Origin of the sequence: Arthrobacter sp. 4R501, from assembly GCF_002929755.1 — a bacterium.
Classification (GTDB): domain Bacteria; phylum Actinomycetota; class Actinomycetes; order Actinomycetales; family Micrococcaceae; genus Arthrobacter.
The window spans coordinates 83,355-102,381 of record NZ_PJIW01000007.1 but is presented as its reverse complement, the minus strand read 5'-3'; the positions used below and the strand labels follow the sequence as shown (position 1 = coordinate 102,381).

The 19,027-nt window shown below is 62.8% G+C and carries 15 protein-coding genes; 3 read left to right on the top strand and 12 right to left on the bottom strand.

The window, feature by feature from the left end:
* Positions 1-113: 113 nt before the first annotated feature.
* From CXR02_RS08665 to CXR02_RS08650, 4 genes are all read right to left on the bottom strand, one after another.
* On the bottom strand, positions 114-1,925 hold the full coding sequence (locus CXR02_RS08665) for an anthranilate synthase family protein (protein WP_104061608.1): 1,812 nt from the start codon (positions 1,923-1,925) through the stop codon (positions 114-116).
* Positions 1,915-2,580 (bottom strand): isochorismatase family protein, encoded by a 666-nt coding sequence (locus CXR02_RS08660; RefSeq protein WP_104061607.1) that lies wholly within the window; start codon positions 2,578-2,580, stop codon positions 1,915-1,917. The genes CXR02_RS08665 and CXR02_RS08660 overlap by 11 nt, the downstream gene beginning before the upstream one ends.
* Before the next feature lie 2 nt (positions 2,581-2,582).
* A complete protein-coding gene (locus CXR02_RS08655) occupies positions 2,583-3,764 on the bottom strand; it encodes a 3-deoxy-7-phosphoheptulonate synthase (RefSeq protein WP_104061606.1) in 1,182 nt (393 codons plus the stop codon).
* A gap of 67 nt (positions 3,765-3,831) precedes the next feature.
* On the bottom strand, positions 3,832-5,238 hold the full coding sequence (locus CXR02_RS08650; protein ID WP_219816400.1) for an MFS transporter: 1,407 nt from the start codon (positions 5,236-5,238) through the stop codon (positions 3,832-3,834).
* Between the two features lie 302 nt (positions 5,239-5,540).
* Between CXR02_RS08650 and CXR02_RS08645 the strand changes: the two genes are divergently transcribed.
* The 3 genes from CXR02_RS08645 to CXR02_RS08635 are packed head-to-tail and all read left to right on the top strand — an operon-like array spanning position 5,541 to position 10,608.
* Positions 5,541-6,470 (top strand): helix-turn-helix transcriptional regulator, encoded by a 930-nt coding sequence (locus tag CXR02_RS08645; RefSeq protein WP_104061605.1) that lies wholly within the window; start codon positions 5,541-5,543, stop codon positions 6,468-6,470.
* Positions 6,471-6,491: 21 nt separating this feature from the next.
* The gene (locus CXR02_RS08640) at positions 6,492-9,899 is read left to right on the top strand and encodes a thioester reductase domain-containing protein (protein ID WP_219816399.1); all 3,408 of its coding nucleotides are present in this window, start codon (positions 6,492-6,494) and stop codon (positions 9,897-9,899) included.
* A complete protein-coding gene (locus CXR02_RS08635; protein ID WP_146072496.1) occupies positions 9,832-10,608 on the top strand; it encodes a 4'-phosphopantetheinyl transferase superfamily protein in 777 nt (258 codons plus the stop codon). The genes CXR02_RS08640 and CXR02_RS08635 overlap by 68 nt, the downstream gene beginning before the upstream one ends.
* Here the strand turns inward: CXR02_RS08635 and CXR02_RS08630 are convergent.
* From CXR02_RS08630 to CXR02_RS08595, 8 genes are all read right to left on the bottom strand, one after another.
* Complete coding sequence (locus tag CXR02_RS08630) at positions 10,605-12,659, bottom strand: ABC transporter ATP-binding protein (RefSeq protein WP_308470671.1); 2,055 nt, start codon at positions 12,657-12,659, stop codon at positions 10,605-10,607. The genes CXR02_RS08635 and CXR02_RS08630 overlap by 4 nt on opposite strands.
* On the bottom strand, positions 12,656-14,404 hold the full coding sequence (locus tag CXR02_RS08625) for an ABC transporter ATP-binding protein (protein ID WP_104061602.1): 1,749 nt from the start codon (positions 14,402-14,404) through the stop codon (positions 12,656-12,658). Before CXR02_RS08625 ends, CXR02_RS08630 begins: the two co-directional genes overlap by 4 nt.
* 189 nt (positions 14,405-14,593) lie before the next feature.
* On the bottom strand, positions 14,594-15,490 hold the full coding sequence (locus CXR02_RS08620) for a dihydrodipicolinate synthase family protein (protein WP_104061601.1): 897 nt from the start codon (positions 15,488-15,490) through the stop codon (positions 14,594-14,596).
* Positions 15,491-15,494: 4 nt separating this feature from the next.
* The gene (locus tag CXR02_RS08615) at positions 15,495-16,394 is read right to left on the bottom strand and encodes a DMT family transporter (protein ID WP_104061713.1); all 900 of its coding nucleotides are present in this window, start codon (positions 16,392-16,394) and stop codon (positions 15,495-15,497) included.
* A gap of 7 nt (positions 16,395-16,401) precedes the next feature.
* Complete coding sequence (locus CXR02_RS08610) at positions 16,402-17,142, bottom strand: B3/4 domain-containing protein (RefSeq protein WP_104061600.1); 741 nt, start codon at positions 17,140-17,142, stop codon at positions 16,402-16,404.
* Positions 17,135-17,740, bottom strand: coding sequence for an XRE family transcriptional regulator (locus tag CXR02_RS08605; protein ID WP_181037170.1), 606 nt, complete (start codon positions 17,738-17,740; stop codon positions 17,135-17,137). The genes CXR02_RS08610 and CXR02_RS08605 overlap by 8 nt, the downstream gene beginning before the upstream one ends.
* A gap of 88 nt (positions 17,741-17,828) precedes the next feature.
* Positions 17,829-18,188, bottom strand: coding sequence for a MarR family winged helix-turn-helix transcriptional regulator (locus tag CXR02_RS08600; protein ID WP_258060884.1), 360 nt, complete (start codon positions 18,186-18,188; stop codon positions 17,829-17,831).
* A gap of 194 nt (positions 18,189-18,382) precedes the next feature.
* The gene (locus CXR02_RS08595; RefSeq protein WP_104061598.1) at positions 18,383-19,006 is read right to left on the bottom strand and encodes a TetR/AcrR family transcriptional regulator; all 624 of its coding nucleotides are present in this window, start codon (positions 19,004-19,006) and stop codon (positions 18,383-18,385) included.
* Between the last annotated feature and the right edge of the window lie 21 nt (positions 19,007-19,027).

The window sequence follows — 19,027 nt, the reverse complement described above, 5'->3', positions numbered from 1 at the left end:
CACTTTCACTGGAACAGCAGGCCCGACGTTCGATTCACTTGGAGGGATGGTAGTGGTCGGGTGCGGTCTCGCCCCGCGAGCGAAAGACCTACAACCACCAGGCCGCTGATCTCTCATGCGACGGCGGCAAGATTTCTCATGAGCGCGACGACCGACTTCCGCAATACTTCGGCCCCATCAACGCTCAGTATTGATTCCGGATGGAATTGGAGGCCGATGATGCCCGGCGCTTTCACAGCGTGGACTTCCCCAGTCATTTCGTCTCGGGCTACTTCCACGTTGGGATCCGGCTCATCCCCGTCGTAGGCGCTAAACGAGTTGTAAAAGCCCACCCGTACGTCTTCTCCGAAGAACGATATGTTCCGTTGGCTGCCTTGGTTCGGCCGAGGGAGTCGTCTGACCTCAAAACCAAGCTCCCGGCAGATCAATTGATGAGAGAGACACACAGCCAGAGTGGGAATCTCCCGTGTCTCCACCACCCACCTGGCCAACCGTCGGGCTGAGCCGATCCGTGTATCAGACTGGTCATTCGGGTCACCAGGGCCCGGTCCGAGTACCAGCAGATCAGCGCCTGCAAGCTGTTCCGGCGCTGGACTCCCGGTGACCACGGACACGTTGAGCCCCACGGACCTCAGAAGGGCCGCGAGCATTCCTGAGAAGCGATCATCATGATCAACGACTATCGCATTGAACTTGTTTTGGCTGTAACCGTCGAAGGTGCTGCCGGTTTGCGCCCAAAAGCCGGCGACGTCGTTTACCCTTTCCTCCAACATCTCGTTTGCCATGGAATGAAGGGCCTCTTCATTCGGACGGGCGAACGCAGCCAGCACTCCGGAAGCCTTCGCCACAGTCTCGGCTGCTTCGAGGACCGGGTCTGAGTCTCTGACGATGGTCGATCCGACCGGGATCGAGACCTCGCCGGTAGTTTCGATGCAGGCAGTTCGGATGAGGATGGCGGAGTCGAAACTTTGGTCGTCGCCCCCCGATGCATGTGCCAGCACTCCGCCCAGATAGTTCCGGGGACTCAGGTCGTTCCGCTGGGCCATGCGGAACGCAGATTCAAGCGGGCTGCCGAGAACCGTGGGCGCCACGAGCGAACCGCGCAAAGCGGCTGTCCACGGAAGAGAGCTATACCCGTGGATGTAGTACTCGGTGTGCGCCAGGTTGGACATGAAGCGCATCTTCGGTTCTGAAATCCAAGGCCGCTCGTCGCACAGGTCAGACATGATCTTCAGCTCTTCGTCGACCACCATGTAGAGCTCATTCCGCTCTTTCGGGTCCTGGAGAAAGTTCCGCATAGAGTTCTCTTCGGGTCCGCCCTTCGGATACCGATAAGTTCCCGAGATCGGATTCATGGTGGTCAGTCCATCGGCGCTCCTTTGAAGGTGCACCTCCGGGCTGGCGCCGATAAGGCTGTGGTCCGGAAAGTGGACCAGGAATGTCCAGTACGACCCGGCTTCACCGCGGAGGAGGGAACGAAAGATCGACATCTCCGTCTCCACGTCCCGTGATGAGATCCGACCCCGAAACGTGCGATGCAACACGAAGTTGGAGCCGTGACCGGCCCGGATTTCCTTGTCCACTACGGTACGGACACGCTGCGCATAGTCGTCATCGCCGACGTCGAAATGTCCGTCATGGAGCTGGGTCGCCGTCACCTCTCCCGTCTTGAGGAACTCCTCGACGGTCCATTCCTCGTGGTCCCGCACACGAATGGCGGACACATGCTGGCGAGCTGAACGTTCCGGACCGGACATAGGTCGATTCCCCCACAGCGCCTGACGGAACGGCAACGCGAGAATCATCTCGTCGGATTCGGTCTGTGCTTGTTCGATGTCGTCGAACAGGGCGGACTCGCCGTCGTAGCGGTGTACGAGCCCGTCCTTCATGATCAGCGCAAACGAATCGTTCGGGTCAGCTCTCATCGTGACGTACCCATTCGCTCAGGACCGTTGCAGTCGGGAGCACCCGCGCAGATGTGCGGGCCAGGTAGTTGAGCGTGTTGAGATGCTGGGTACGGTCGAAGTCCGCGACGGCATCGGCGAGAACAAACGTCTCGATGTCCCTCGTGTACGAGTCAAGGGCCGTTGAGAGTACTCCGACGTGAGCATAGATGCCGCAGATCACGAGCTGGCTTCTGCCGATCTTGCGGAGATGTTCTTCCAGACGGGAGCGCGCGAAAGCCGAGTATCGCCATTTGTCTAGCACCATGTCATCGGGTCCGGGCGCGAGACGATCAACGACACGACGGTGTTCCAGCGAAACCGACATCCCCGGGCCCCAGAAATCTTTCAGGAGCCCTCGCTGTTCCGGAGTCATATTTCCCGGTTGCGCCGTGTAAATAATCGGTACGCCGAGTCCGCGGGCCGTCGTAATAGCCCGCTCAATGTTGTCGACCAGATCGGCGGCCGGTTGGCTTGCGACATCGAAGCGATCCAGAAAGTAGCGCTGCATGTCGTGAACGAGCAGCACGGACCTGCTCGAAGACGCCCGCCAGTCAACAACCGGTTCCGGATACTCATCCGGCCGCGGTGTGTCGTAGCTGATTGTCTGTGCCTGATCCCAGTGGATATTGGCCATAATTACGCTCCGATCTCCCAGTGCGACAGCACTTCGAGAGCCTGCCGGATTGTCAGGCGAGGATCGCAGAGTGTGGTGAACGGATCGTGGCCATCGCGAACGTCCTGATCATTGACCAGGCACTCTTTGACGTCGTCAATGGTCGTCTCCAAATGCACTCCTCCAACAATGATCCCGGTGGCGCGAGCGGCACGCTGGAACTCCTCGAGTTCTTTCTTGATGGTCTCCACATACCGCGTCTTCCGCCCGTCAGCCGCCGTCAGGGTGTTGCCGTGCATCGGATCGCAAAGCCATATCGCCGGCTGGCCCTGACGCTTCACTGCGTTCATCAACTCGGGAAGCCGGTCCACGGAGGCTCCCATGCGCGCGATCAGCATTAGTTTGCCGGTCTCGCGATTCGGATTGATGGCTTCAGCAAGTGCCACCAAATCGTCCGGCGTCGTGTTTGCCGATACCTTGCACCCGACGGGATTGATGATGCTGGCGGCCAGAGCTACATGGGCGTGGTCAATCTGGTTCGTTCGTGCGCCGATCCAGATCGTATGCGCGGAGGTCAGCATGGCCCGGCCGTCGGAAGTCGGCCGGATCTGCGGGAGCTCGTAGTCGAGGACAAGTGCTTCGTGGCTTGTCCAGATCCTCTCTCCGCCTCTGGAACGTAACTGCTCGCTGATGACTTCGGCCGCCGCACGGGCGCGTATGAGACGTTCAGGTTCATGTTCCCGTGCCCTGGCCGATGGGTAGGGATCATTGACCAGAGCCCCGCGATAGGTCGGGATCAGGGAGCCGCTGACCGTTTCGTGTGACTGTGAGCGAGGCTTGGCAAACTGTCCCGCGATGCGGCCTATACGCAGCACCGGCGAGCCCGTAGTGTGCTTCAGCATCTGGCCCATGATGTCCAGTGCAAGGGCCTTCTGCTCGACGACGTCGGAGGCAGTGTCCGTTATTGGCTCGGCGCAATCGCCTGCCTGGAGAATGACTGCTTTGCCGTCTGCGACCTGCTGCAACCCGCGTTTGAGTTCGTCGATCTCTGACTCCGAAACCAATGGTGCCGACAGTTCCAGAGATGTGATGGCATCGTTCAGGGCGTCGTCACCCCAATTCGGCTGTTGCTGTGCCGGGACCGAGCCAATGGCGGTCCGCCTTTCGTCGACGGGCGTTATCAGGGCGGTATTGATGCTTGACATTCGTGTCTCTTTCCAGTGGCAAATAGTTGAGTGAGCAGGGATTGCTACCGAAGCATGGCGCGCGGATTCACACTGAGGATGACTGCACCTGGTCATGCGTGTCGGAAGTCTTGGGAAGCCACCGGATGGTGAGGATCCCCAGCCCAATACAGATCACTGCAGCGACGGCCGCGACGGAATGGAAGCCGGCCAGGAATGCGGATTGCGCCTGCTCAAATGCAGCTGACCCTGTACCGTGCCGGTCCACTACCTCACCGATCCCGCTCTCCTCCCCGTCGTAGCTAGCTCGGAAGACGACCGTCGCGAGAGATCCCAGCAAGGCAATACCCAGCGCGTTACCAATCTCGTTGCTGGTCTCCGCGATGGCACCTGCTGAACCGGCTCGCGACTCCGGAACGGCTCCCACGGCTGTGTCGGCGACGAGGCTGAAGGAAATGCCGAAGCCCACGCCAGCCACCATGGTCGAGGCCACGTAGAAGACTGCGCCCGTAGCGTCATCGGTGAAGAGGAGCAGAAGCATACCCAGGCCCATGGAGAAGTGGCAGATGAGCAGGGCTTTCCGGGCGCCCACCCGTTCAACAAGGCGCGGTGTCAGCACGCAGGAGAGCGTGAGAATGCTCGCACCCGGGATCGCGAGGAGCGCAGCGGTAAATACTGACAAACCCAAGACTGACTGGAGATAGTTCATGCTGAGGTAGGCGGCGGCGGACCATACGAAGAGCGAGAGGAGCCCGGTCAGGATCGCGACTGCGAAGACGTGTTCTTTGAACAGGCCAATATCAAGCAAAGGCAACTGCAGTCGCTTTTGTCGACGAAGGAACGCTATAAAGAGGGCGGCTCCGGCGGCGATCATGACGGCGCTCTGTCCGTCGATGCCGTAACTGGCAGCGTGTTTCACTCCATAGATGGCGACGAGGAGGCCGACGGCGGACAGGGCGACGCTGAGCAGGTCGACCTTTCCCGGCCGGGATCCGTGGACTTCCTTGAGAAGGACCGGCGCCAGGCACAGGAAGAGAACGATGACCGGGATGTTGATGAGGAAGACCGAGCCCCACCAGAAATGATTCAGTAGGACTCCGCCGACGATAGGTCCAATCACGAATCCTGCGGCGAATGTCGCGGCGAAAATACCGATTGCTCTGGCCCGCTGGGCGGGGTTCTGGAACAACTCACTGATAACGGCAAGACATGAGGGCAGAAGCGTCGCCCCGCCCAGGCCCATCAGTGCCCGGGAAACAATAAGCAATTCCGGAGTGGGTGACAACGCCCCGCACAATGATCCGATACCGAAGACCGTGGCGCCGATGAGCAGGAGCCTTTTCCTGCCGAACCTGTCGCCCAGGTTGCCGAAGGTGATAAGCAACGAGCCGACGGCGAATCCGTAGATGTCCAGGATCCAAAGGGCCTGGTCCGTGGTGGGCCGGATCGCCTCGTTGATACTCGGCATGGCCAGGAAGAGAATCGATCCGTCCATAGCCACCACCAGTACGGGGCCAAGGGTCGCAATGAGGCCCCACCAGGACCTGGGCGGCGCCGCCGAAGTTTTATTTCTGTCGCTCTGCTGAATTACATTCATGCTCTTCATCGTGTAAGACCGGATAGAGCACAACAAGGCCACAGTCTTGGGTACTCGCGTCCGTGGGTACAACGCCGGTGGGTATCCATAAGAGATGTACCCGGGCGGGATGGCGTCCGCCCCCACATCTGCGCTGGGTGCACCTGTTAGGGATACCCTCGCTCCCACAGTCACGCCTCTCACACGGCTAGCCTGAAAGTATGAAAGGCACCCTAGGCAGTTTCCTGAAAACCCGGCGCAACAAGACCGACCCCGCATCGATCGGCCTTGACCCGGGCAATGCGACAAGAAGGGTGCCTGGTCTTCGTCGTGAAGAGCTGGCTCGTCTTGCCGGCGTGAGCGTCGGCTACTACACGAGGATCGAACAGGATCAAACCAGGACCGCATCGATGCAGGTACTGGACGCACTCGCTTCGGTCATGAGGCTCGAAGACGCTGAACGAATCCACCTGTATAACCTGGCAAACTCCAGTTCGTCATCATCTCGCCTGGTGCGGGAGCCTCCGGAGAAACCCCATCGCCGCGTGCTCGCCCTGTTTGAGTCTTTGCATGAGACACTCCCAGCCGTCGTCCTGGGACGTCGGGGCGACATCCTGGCCTGGAATCACTCCGGCCATGAATTACTCTTCGAGCATCTACCCTTCGAGACGCCAATGGATATCCATCGGCGCCCCTCAGTGCCCAGGTCATTCTTTCTTGATCCGCTCACACGGGACCTCTACAGCAACTGGGAAGAACTTGCCCGCACACATGTTGCGTACCTCCGGTTGACGTCCGGCCGTTACCCCTCGGATGCGAGACTTGCCGAGCTGATTGGGGAACTGGCCATGAAGAGCAGCAAGTTCGCGAGCCTCTGGGCCGAGGGCGATGTCGCCGATTGCACCGTCGGCAACATGATCCTGTCCCACCCCACGGTCGGGGCACTCGACGTCGATTATCAGGTCTGGCTGCAGCCGGAGTCGCCGGATCATCGCCTTGAGGTCTACACGCCCAACGACGATGCGTCACGGGACGGGCTCAGCGTCCTCCCGAACAAGTTCCGGGCGTCGGGGCCCTCGCCGGACAAGCACTCAACAACGTTGAAGGACCTTAGCAGTTCTGAATCACTACAGCTTTCAATGGAGCACTGATATATGCGTCTCAGGACCATAATGATGTCCGCATTTGACCATTTCGCAGAACGTCCGGCGCTGGCAGAGCGGCGCCACATTCCCACTACTAACGAACAGATCAGCAGTATGGACAATCGAGTCCTGGGAGCCTACGAAACCCTGACGTACAAAGCAGTCGGACAGCGTGTCGCATCGGTGGCCGCTCAGCTTCGGAGCGAAACCGGGACCCGCCCGTCAATCCTGCCGGGCGACCGCGTTGCCCTCCTGGGATTCGCCGGGATTGACTTCACGACCGTCGACTTCGCCAGCAATCTCACAGGCATCACCACCGTTCCGCTGCAGACCAGCGGTACCTACGAACAGCAGAGCGCGGTTATGAAGGAGACTATGCCCCGCGTTCTGGCAGTTACGGTCGCACTGCTGGACCGTGCGGCCCGGTTGGTCGCTGACCACGCGAGCGTGGAGCGAGTCATTGTCCTTGACTACCGTGGCGGCGAATCCGAACATCACAGCGCTGTCGAAGCAGCGGCCCGGGAGATATCCATATCCCTGGAGATCCTGGACCTGGACAACGGTCAGTACGTTGCCGACCCTGAGCATGAAGGCACCGGTGAGGATGCCCTCGCGATGCTCCTGTATACCTCCGGCAGCACCGGTACACCCAAAGGTGCCATGTATACCGAGCGGCTTCTGGCAGAGATGTGGGGCGGAGAAGGATGGTCAGAGTTTTTCGCGGAAGCTGTCGACATCGCCAACTTCCACTACATGCCAATGAGCCACGTTGCCGGTCACTCATCAGTCAGGAGCACGCTGGCCCGCGGTGGTGTGACCTACTTCGCGTCCACGACGAACCTGTCGAGTTTTTTCGATGACCTCAGCCTCGCCCAGCCGACGGAGCTGTCTCTGGTACCCCGGGTCTGCGAACTCCTGCACCAGGAGTACCAGCGCCGGCTCCAGGCCATTGCAACGCAACCAGCCGGCAAAAGCACCCCCGATACCGATAGCGATGCCGCCGCGATGAAAGTCCTCGCGGATATGCGCCAAGGCACCTTGGGCGGCAACATTCAATGGGCCAGCTGCACGTCCGCGCCTGTTTCGGCAGAACTCAAGAGCTTCATGGAGTCTTTACTCGGGATCGAACTGCACGAACTCTACGGTACGACCGAGATTGGCGGCGTTCTCGCCGACGGCAGGTTCCTGCGTCCCCCGGTGATCAGCTACCAGCTCCAGGATGTTCCGGAACTGGGGTATTTCTCATCCGATCGTCCTCATGCCAGGGGGGAACTGCTCATCAAGAGCACCTCAACGGTTCCGGGCTACTATAACCGCCCTGAACTTAATCGTGAGATATTCACCGACGATGGGTACTACCGAACGGGAGACATCGCTTCGGTGGACGATGACGGCCGGGTTCGTATCATCGACCGCAAGAATGCCATCATCAAGCTCTCACAGGGAGAGTTTGTCGCGCTGCCATCTCTGGAGGCTAAGTACACTGCCGGAAGCGACGTCATCCGCCAGGCATTCCTCTACGGTGAAAGTGATCAATCGTCGATCGTGGGAGTTGTTGTTCCCTCCGATGAGTTGAGAACAGAGCTCGCCGATGACTTAGCGGCGATCCAGACGCGGATCGTCCGCGAGTTCCGAAAAGTTGCAGGTGACGAGAACCTCAATTCCTACGAGATTCCCAGCGCCGTCCTCATCGACTTCGAGCCGTTCAGCGAAACCAATGGTTTGCTCTCCGACCACCGTAAACCGGTGCGCCCACGTTTGGTGGAAAAGTACGGACCAAGGCTTTCGGCGCTGTATCAGGAGCTCAGGTCCGGACGTGACCAACTCCTCGACTGGCTGGTCGCCCACGGCGCTGAGGGTGAGACGGTCTCGACCGTGCGCACTGCCATTGCCGTCGCTATCCAGGCGGATGTGGAGGACATCGCTGAGTCTGCGAAGTTTCGGGACCTCGGCGGGGACTCCCTCACCGCTGTCTACCTGTCCCGGTTGTTTGAGCAGATCTACAGTATCCGCGTCCCCGTCGACACCGTAGTCAGCGAGTCCTACACAATCCGGCAACTGGCCGAGTACATCGATACCAAACAGCTGTCAGGCCTGGACTCGGCATCCTTCGAGGAAATCCACGGTGCCGAACCCCATCTACTTCAGGCAGCCGATCTGACGCTCCCGCGATTCTTCGACGACGAGATTCCTTTGCCAGACCCGCTTCCGGCGGCAGGGGATGCCAAGTCAGTCCTCATCACCGGAGCCAGTGGCTACCTCGGACACTTCCTGTGCCTCCAATGGTTGCGCCAGTTCGCCGGCACCGATAACCGTGTGACCTGCCTGATCCGCGCCAGTGATGATGTTGCAGCACGGAGTCGTCTGCGAAAGGCATTCTCCACCTCGGAAACATTGCTCGCCGAGTTCGACGGACTCAGCGCCAACCTCGACGTGATCGCCGGAGACATCTCCGAAGATCAGTTGGGACTGGACGATCCCACCTGGAAACGGCTCACCCAGGACCTCACGGAAATCATCCACGCCGGCGCGATGGTCAACCACGCACTGTCCTACCGCGAACTCTTCGCCGCAAACGTCAGTGGAACCGCCGGGGTCATCCGCCTGGCCATCACAGGTCCGCTCAAACCAGTTACGTTCATGTCCAGCATCGCTACAGCACTCCTTACAGGAACGTCGTCGTTACCGCTGGATGAACTGTCAGACATCCGCCAGGCCCTCCCTGAGATTGAGATGGCCGGCGGGATAGTGGATGGCTACGCTGCAACGAAGTGGGCAGGAGAGGTGCTCCTCAGAGACGCCCACGCCCGCTATGACCTCCCTGTCACCGTCATCCGGTCGAGCATGATTCTGGCTCATTCAGAATTCCGGGGGCAAATAAACGTCCCTGATACCTTTACTCGCCTGCTGTACAGCCTGATCCGTACGGGCCTGGCGCCGTCTTCGTTCTACACCCACGATGGTGACCGTGCCCACTACGACGGGTTGCCCGCCGACGTCGTCGCTCAGGCAATTGCGTCGCTGACGCATAGGGATGAACGAAAGACATTCGCCACCTTCCACTTGGTGAACCCGTTCGACGACGGTATCTCGCTGGACCGGATGGTTCACTGGCTCATCGAGATGGGTGTGCCACTGATTCGAATCGAATCGTACGGTGAATGGCTGCACCGGTTCACTGCTGCGCTGAACGCTCTCGACAAGGACGACAAACGCCCTTCCGTACTGCCGCTGCTTGAGGGCTTCTCTCAACCGGAGGAACCGGCACACGGATCGCTCATCGGGTCTCCGGAGCTCACTGCAGCTCTGTCGGCCACAGGCTCGGACGCAACATTGTCCGTTCTGACGTCTGACTTCATCAGGAAGTGTGTCGAAGACCTTGAGTATGTCTTTGGTCAGCCGATACCTCACGGGTCGCTCGCAAGTGCCAGATGATCCCCGTGACGGCGATGATGGCATCGGGCATTCTTTCATCGTCGTTGCACGGAGTGATGACGTGCTTCAGGCTGTTGACGGCCCCCCGCTGTCTCCGGCCAGTGCCGCCCGCCGCAGCAGGCTGGTCAGGACACAGGATCGTGACGACTTCACCGCCGCCCGCAGGGTTGCCCTTCTGCTGATGGGTTTCCTCCACAACTCGCCGCCCTCGAATTACGAGATTCATCAGATGTGCGGCGTCTGTGGAGGCCCTCACGGGCGCCCATCCATCCCCAATCCAAGCAACTGGGACGTGTCTTGGGCCCACGATCAAGGAGTAGTCGCAGCCGCGGTCGGCCCCGGACGCATCGGCGTTGATGTCCTTCTCGCGACCCCGAGGGCAGGGGATGGTGACTTGCACCTGGACGGACCTCAAATAGCGGATCTTGAGGTGATTACACGGGCCGAGGCGCTGGTGAAAGTCGGCAGCGGAAACCTTGATGACTTGCTGGGTAAAGGCGCACAACTGGGGATGCAGGGGTCGTCCGACAATGTCTATCTAAGCGATAACAACCAGCGCGTGGTCGTTGAGTCGGCGAACTCTGACGGAGTCATCGTCTCTGTAGCCAGTACAAGGCGTGCGCGGTTTGTCATGTTGATCGACCTCTTGACGCTTCCGCTCGAAGGGATCCCCGCGTTTAGCCAAACCGCGCTACAGCGTGCCTGTTAAACCTCCGCCACAGGAGCCGCGAACTGCGCCTCATACAGCCGCGCGTAAGCCCCGCCCGCAGCCAGCAGTGAAGCGTGCGTCCCCTGCTCCACAATCTGGCCAGCCTCCATCACTAGGATGAGGTCGGCGTCGCGGATGGTGGAAAGCCGGTGCGCAATGACGAATGAAGTCCGGTCGGACCGCAGCGCACGCATCGCCTTCTGCACCAGCACCTCGGTCCGGGTGTCCACCGAGCTCGTCGCCTCGTCCAGGATCAAAACAGAAGGCCGGGCCAGGAAGGCCCTGGCAATCGTCAGCAGCTGCTTCTCTCCGGCAGACACGTTGGAGCCTTCGTCCTCCAGCACGGTGTCGTACCCTTCAGGCAGCGACCGCACGAACCGGTCCACGTACGTCGCCCGCGCCGCCTCCAGGATCTCGTCCTCGGTAGCCGAAGGCCGCCCATACGCGATGTTGTCTCGGATGGTCCCGCCGAACAGCCACGTATCCTGCAGCACCATGCCCAGCCGCGAGCGCAGCTCGCGGCGCGGCACCGAGGTGACGTCCACGCCGTCGAGCGTTATCCGCCCCGCATCCAGCTCGTAGAACCGCATCATGAGGTTCACCAGCGTGGTCTTCCCCGCGCCCGTCGGCCCCACAATCGCCACCGTCTGCCCGGGCTCAGCCACGAGAGAAAGCGAAGAAATCAGCGGCTTGTCCGGCGAATAGGAGAACGAGACGTCCTCGAACACCAGCCGGCCCCGCCCGAAAACCGGACCAGACGAAGCAGGAGGCTCAGCAGACTCCTCCGGCTCATCCAACAACGAGAACACCCGCTCGGCCGACGCCACCCCCGACTGCAGCAGATTGGCCATGGACCCGAGCTGCGCCAGCGGCATGGTGAACTGCCGCGAGTACTGGATGAACGCCTGCACGTCGCCCAGCTGCATGGCCCCGGACGCCACCTGCAGGCCGCCCACCACCGCGATCCCCACGTACACCAGGTTCCCGATGAACGTCATGGCAGGCATGATCAGCCCGGAAATGAACTGCGCGCCTAAGCTCGCGTCGTACAGCTCCACGTTCTTCTGCCGGAACCGCTCCTCCACCTCGCGCTGCCGGCCGAAGACCTTCACCAGCGCATGCCCGGTGTACGTCTCCTCGATCTGCCCGTTCAGCTCCCCCGTGTGCTTCCACTGCGCCACAAACAGCTTCTGCGAGCGCTTGGCGATCAGCGCCGTGACCCCCAGCGTCAGCGGCACTGTCACCAGCGCGATCAGCGCCAGCGTGGGCGAGAGGATGAACATCATCACCAGCACGCCCACCACGGTCAGCACGGACGTGACGGCCTGGCTGATGGACTGCTGCAGGCTCTGGGAAATGTTGTCCACATCGTTCGTCACCCGGCTCAGCAGCTCGCCGCGCTGGATCGAATCGAAATACCGCAGCGGCAGCCGGTGGATCTTCGCCTCGATCTCCTCGCGCAGCCCGAACACCGTCCGCTGCACCACCCCGTTCAGCACATACGCCTGCACCCACATAAACGCCGACGCCAGCACATACAGCACCAGCGCCCACATCAGCACGCTGCCCAGCGCCGCGAAGTCGATCCCCTGCCCCGGCGTCAGCGCCATGGGCGTGAGCATGTCCGCCTTCTGGTTCTCCCCCGCGGCGCGCAGCTGCGCGATCAGCTCCGCCTTGCTCACCCCGGGGGGCAGCTGCTTGGAGACCACCCCGGCGAAAATGAGGTTGGTGCCCTCCCCCAGCAGCCGCGGCCCGATCACCGAGAGCGTCACGCTGGCTACGCCCATCACCAGCACCAGCAGCAGCCAGGCCCGTTCCGGCCGCAGCGTCCCCAGCAGCCGCTTCGCCGACGGCCCGAAGTTCATCGCCTTCTCCGCCGGCACGTTCATCCCCGCGAACGGTCCGCCGCGCCCCGGTCCGCCCGCAGGACGGGGAATGCGTACGACGTCGGCAGTCCCGGTTTTCGAGGCCGCTGCAGTTCCGCCGGGGGCGGCAGAGTTGGGTACGGCACTGTGGGGAGCGCCCGACGTCGGCCGGTTCTGCGTGCTCATACCGTCTCCTCCGCTGCCAGCTGGGAGGAAACGATCTCCCGGTACGTTTCCGATGTCTCCAGCAGCTCGCGGTTCGTTCCGCGCCCCACGATCCTGCCGTCGTCGAGCACTAAGATCTGGTCCGCGTCCACGATGCTGGAGACGCGCTGGGCGATGATCACCAGGGTGGCGCCGGCGGTGCTGCGCTTGAGGGCCTGGCGCAGCCGGGCGTCGGTGCCGGTGTCCAGCGAGGAGAACGAATCGTCAAAGATGTACAGCTCGGGCCGTTTCACCAGGGCCCGGGCGATGGCCAGCCGCTGCCGCTGCCCACCGGAGACGTTGGTGCCGCCCTGGGAGATGGGCGCGTCCAGCCCGCCCTCCATTTCCTCCACGAATTCGCGCGCCTGGGCGATCTCCAGTGCAGTCCAGAGTTCGTCCGCGGTGGCGTCCGGTTTGCCGTACTGCAGGTTGCTGCGGACGGTGCCGGTGAACAGGTAGGGCCGCTGCGGGACCAGGCCGATGTGCCCCCAGAGCAGGTCCGGGTGCAGCTCGCGGACGTCCACGCCGTCCATCCGGACCGAGCCGGTGGTGGCATCGAACAGCCGCGGCATGAGGTTCACCAGGGTGGTCTTCCCGGCACCGGTGCTGCCGATGATCGCCGTCGTCTGCCCCGCTTTGGCGGTGAAGCTGATCCCGGAAAGGACGGGCTGGTCGGCACCCGGGTAGGCGAATCCGACGTCGCGCATTTCCAGCTCCCCGCGGCGCCGCCCGCCGGACGGAACCGCGCTGGTCACGGGATTCAACGGTGGCCGCACGCTGGATTCGGTGTTCAGCACCTCGCCGATCCGGTCCGCCGAGACCGCGGCGCGCGGGATCATCACCGCCATGAAGGTGGCCATCATGACGGACATGAGGATCTGCATCAGGTAGCTCAGGAACGCGATGAGGGTGCCCACCTGCATGGAGCCGTCCTCGATCCGGAACGAGCCGAACCAGATCACCGCCACGCTGGAGACGTTCAGCACCAGCATCACCACGGGGAACGCGAGGGCCATCAGCCGGCTGGCACGCAGGGCGGTGTCCGTGACGTCGTCGTTGGCCTGGGCGAAGCGGGCGGTCTCGATGTCCTCGCGGACGAACGCGCGCACCACCCGGATGCCGGTGAGCTGCTCGCGGAGCACCCGGTTCACGGTGTCGATCCGCTTCTGCATCTTCCGGAACAGTGGCACCATCCGGGTGATGATCAGCCCTACGCCGATCATGAGCACGGGCACGGCGACGGCGATCAGCCAGGACAGCTGCACGTCCTGGCGGACGGCCATGATCACGCCGCCGATGGCGAGCATCGGCGCGGCCACCATCATGGTGGCGGCCATCAGCACCAGCTGCTGGACCTGCTGGACGTCGTTCGTGGACCGCGTGATCAGGCTGGGCGCGCCGAATTTGGTGACTTCCTGCTCGGAGAACTCCCCCACCCGGGTGAAGATGGCACCGCGGAGGTCCCGGCCCACGCCCATGGCAGCCTTCGCCCCGAAGTACACGGCAATCACGGCGCACACGATCTGCAGCAGGGTGATCGCCAGCATCAGGCCGCCGAGGCTGAGGATGACTCCGGTATCGCCCTTGGCCACGCCCTCATCGATGATGTCCGCATTCAGCGTGGGCAGGTACAGCGACGCGATGGACTGCGCCAGCTGGAAAATCACGACGGCGATCAGCAGCTGCCGGTGCGGCCGCAGGTATTCAACAAGCAGTTTCCAGAGCAAAGCGGCTCCAAAGGTTCTGTCCCGCTGGTGTTCGAGCTGGAGGTGGTGCGAAGGTCAGTTTACGTCCGGTGGCTGGGATTCATCCGGGGAGCCGGTGGAGAAAATGGGCCGGTTCTCCGAGAGCGTATTCGCCGCTTGCCCGTGGGCGCCGCCCCGAAGTTCCGCCCGGCTGAACCTCCGGTGCGGGTTTTACCCGTGGAGGCCGAGCGCATCCATCACCGCGGCAACACGGCGGCGCTGGTCCTCGGTCAATCCCCGGATCGGCAGCGGCAGGCAGCCCTTGGGGGCAAGTCCCAGGTGTTCCGCGATGGCCGCGACCACGCGGATGCTTCCGCCGAACTCGGTAAAGAGCTCCCACAGTGGTGCGAGGCGCTCGGAAGCGGCCCGCGCGTCGTTGAACCTTTTTTCCTGCGCCGCCCGGGTGATTCCAACCGCCAGGGCGGGCAAAGTGCCCCCAATGACCGAGAACCAGGCATCGCACCCGGCGGCCAGTCCGTCGGCGGCCGTTGCGTCTCCGGCGACCCCGATGGTCACGTGCTCCGGGATCGCCGCGCGGATCTCCTGGACCCTGGCCCGCGCATGCTTCGGGTCAGTGGGTACTCCGGGGATTTTGATGGAAGCAATGCCGGGCAGCGCGGCGATCTGTGCATAGAGTTCGGTGGTGAAGGTGAAATGGGTAGTGCCGGGATTGTCATAGACCACCACCGGCAGCGACGAGTACGCAGTTATCGTCCGGAAGAGTTCGAACACCTCATCGTCGGTGAGGGGCTGGTACGTCATCGGTGCGAGCAGCAGGCCTGAAGCTCCGGCCCGTTCGGCGTTTTCCGCGTTCGTGAGGACCTGGGAGGTCCGCAGGGCGCCGATGCCGACAATGACGGGTGTCCCGCCGGCGTGCCGGACGGCCAGCTGCGCAACACGGCTTCGCTCATCACTGCTCAGGTAAGCGTAGGATCCCGTGGAGCCGAGCGCGGTGATCGAATCGACGTTGGCTTCGCTGAGCCGTTCGACCAAGCGGATAAACGCCGCCTCGTCCACCGCATCGTGGGCCAGCGGGGTGAGGGGAAAAGCGCTCAAGCCAGTGAACATCGGATCAGCCCACTAAGTCGAGGTCGGCAGGACTGGGGCTCCGCTGCGGTGACGTTGTTCGCCGTCGTCCGCCGAGCTGAGCCGCGGCACCGGCGAGGACCACGAGCAGGATGCCGAGGACCTGGATGGCCGAGGGCTGCTGGTGCAGGATGAGCAGTCCGAGGAGGACGCCGAGCGCGGGTTCGAGGGCCATAAGCGTTCCGAACGCGGTAGGCGTCATCCTGCGCAGGGCGAGCATTTCCAGCGCGAACGGCAGCACGGGCAGCAGGATGGCCAGCCCGGCCGCGGCGGCCAGGATCCCGAAGGTGAGGTGGCCGGCCGCCTGCGGGATCCCGACGACGGCTGCCGTGGCAGCAGCGATGGGCACAGTCATTGAGAGCGCCCCGATTCCGGTGAAACGGTCCCCGATCCGCTGGGTGAGCAGGATGTAGCCGCCCCAGGCGACGCCCGTCAGCGCCGCCCACGCCACGCCCGCTGGGTTGAAGTCGCCCTGCCAGGGTTCGGTCAGTAAGACGACGCCGAGCAGCGCCACAGCCGGCCAGATGAGCGCCTTCCGGTTGTGGCTGCGCACTGCGGCCACCGTCAGGGGTCCAAGGAACTCAATGGCCACGGCGGTGCCGAGCGGTATGCGTTCGATCGCGGCGAGGAACCCGATCGACATCATGCCAGTCGTGATGCCGAGTCCGAGTAATGGCAGCACGTCGCCTCGGCGGACGGAGCGCAACGGCGGGCGGGCGATCGCCAGGAGAATGATGGCTCCCATGCTGAGCCTGAGCCATGCCGTTCCGGCCGGGCCCACCGCCTCGATCAGATCCATCGACAGGGCAGAACCCAGCTGAATTGACAGGATCGCCGTCACGGCCAGCCCCCAGGGTGGTACCGGGACGTTCACAGCGCTTCGCATGCGCATCTCAGTTTCCTTCCTGGGATGTCGCGGCCGCTGCTATACGACGGCGGGCGGTCCTGACGTCCGGCCCCAACCGTGACAGCCGGCCGGCCAGGTCGTTGGCGGCTGCGGCGAGCGCTTCGTCGGTCATGGGCTGGAGGGCGTCGAGGATGAACAGTGCCGTGGTGGTGTCTTCGCCAAGCTGGGTCCTCCGGCCCTGGCGCCAGTTCCAGCGCCGGCAGGTCACGCCGCCGTCATCGCACCAGACCACCTCACCCGGCTCCGGGTGTTCAACAACTTCGGTGCCGCCGGCGGTGGTGTCGAACGGCTCCACTCCGGTAGCGCGCACCAGTCGGGGCACCCCGATGTAGCCGGCCAAATCCTCACCTCCCAGTGGGACCTGGTGCAGCACCGAGACGGCATTGTAGACATCGGTCAGCCGGTTCACCCTCGGCAGGCCCGACGCTGTGCGGCGAAGCAGCGCCTCAAGGCTGTTCCGGGTGCGCTGCGGCTTTGCACCGAACGACTTGTACGCCTCGCGCCATGCTGCCACGTGGGGAAGATCTTCCACCGGCCGCCCATCCAGGGCTTTTCTGGCCGAGGCCTCGGCCATCTGCAGCAGCGCTTCACTGTCCTCGTCGCTTGGGCCCGGGACCAGCCCGTCCACCGCCAACAGGACAGCGCGGTAGTCCGGCCGCAGCGAGAAAACCGGGGCATCCACCCAGGCGTTGTCCAAAAGGTCCTGAAGCATTGCCGGGTCACGCATCCGTAGCCTCACTCCGGTGTCCGGTCCCCACGCCCGGTTCGAAGACGGCCAGGGAGAACCTTGCCGGTTCCGTGCCGGCATTGGCGTAGGAGTGGGCGACGTCGCCGGGGAAGGAAACAGCGTCACCGGAACCGAGGACGTACGACTCGTCGGCGACCACAACAGTGACGGACCCTTGCTGGACCTGCAACAGCTCCTTGGTGCCTGCCGAGTGGGCCTCACTTTCATGCAGGTCACCAGGGGCCAGCGTCCAGTCCCACAGCTCGACGACGTCGGGAGATTCAGTCCCCGCCACCAGCACGCCGCGCCCACCGGACGCCGACGTCCACAGGGCGGCGCCTTCCCCGCTGCGCGTCACAGTCACCGGCTTGGGGCGGGGAGAATCGACCAGTGCCGGCAGTCCGATGCCGAGGGCATCGCTGATCCTCAGCAGGGTTCCAACACTGGGATTCGCCGCGCCCTGCTCGACGTTGACCAGCATGCGGCGACTTACGCCTGCAACGTCGGCTAGCTGATCGAGGGTCCAGCCCCGTGACTGCCGCTCTTGCCGCACCCGGCCACCAATCGCCGTCGCAAGCGCACTTGTACTCTTATCCATACAGTGCATCATACTGCACTCAAAGTGCACTTGAAAATTCCAATGGGAGGACCCTTGGGCCTGCGGAGCGCTTTCGGCCCAGAGGTGGTCAGCGCAGACAGCGGTCTTCCGGGTCGAGGGCAGTCATGATGCGGCGGCTGATTTCGCGGACTTGTTTGAGTTGGGCCTTGGTCAGCGGGTCAAAGACGAGGCTGCGGACGGTCTCGACGTGGCCGGGCGCGGTTGCAACGACCTTTTCCCAGCCATCGTCGGTGAGGGTGGCCAGTGTGTACGTGCCATCGGCAGGGTCGGGGGCCTTGCGGAGCCAGCCCCGCTTCTCCAACTTTGCCACCACCTGGGACAGCCTCGGGAGCATAGCTTCGGCCATCACGGCCAGCTCGCTCATCCTCAGCGTGCGTTCCGGGGACTCAGACAGAACAGACATAACAACGTACTCGAAATGGCTGATGCCGGCATCCCGCTGAAGCTGCGTGTCCAGCGCACCCGGCAGCGGACGACGGCGGGACGTCCCGCCGTCGTCCGCGCATCGCGGATTGACGGTAGCTGTTGATCTTCAGCCGCACTCAGGATCAGCCGAAGAGTCCTACCAATCGTCGATGCGAAGGTGCTACAGAAGAAGACCACACGGCCGGGAAGCCCCGTTCATCGAACTGGAGTACTTTTCTTCGGGCTCAGGAGGACCTCGGCCTGTCCCCTGATGTCCTGCAGAAGGTCGTCGACGGTGCTCCCGATGTTGACGGTTGCCGCCATGCTGACAAACATAATGGCGGAGATGATGTGCGCCTGCGCCGCGGCCTCGGGTTCGCTGACGCTTTCATCGCGCCGCAGGATGGCGACGATGGCTTCCTCAGTTTGACCCGTCAGGGCGAGTGCGTCCCGGTGGTGAGGTTCTTCCGGATCCCCGAAGATCATTTCCCGCAGGTAGGTCCGTCCGTTGTCAATCTGGGTGCGGTTGCACTCCACGACCGGCCGCACGATTGCCATCACAGCGTCAAGGACTTCGGGGATATCCGCGGCAGCCGCCCGGCCGCGCACCAGCGCGTCGACATAGCTGGAATTCTGAACGAGAAGGAGGAGCTCGCCCTTGGTCTTGGCGTATAGGAACAGCGTGCCGGTGCCGATGTCGGCCCTATCGGCGATCTGCTGCGTGGTGACGTCGTCGACGCCATGCGTTGAGAAGAGTTCCCTGGCGGCAGCGGTGATGCGGTCAAGCTTCTCCTGCTTGTTGCGTTCGCGCCGGCCGACGGACTTGGATGCGAGCGACATGGTGACCTTCCCGGGAATAAA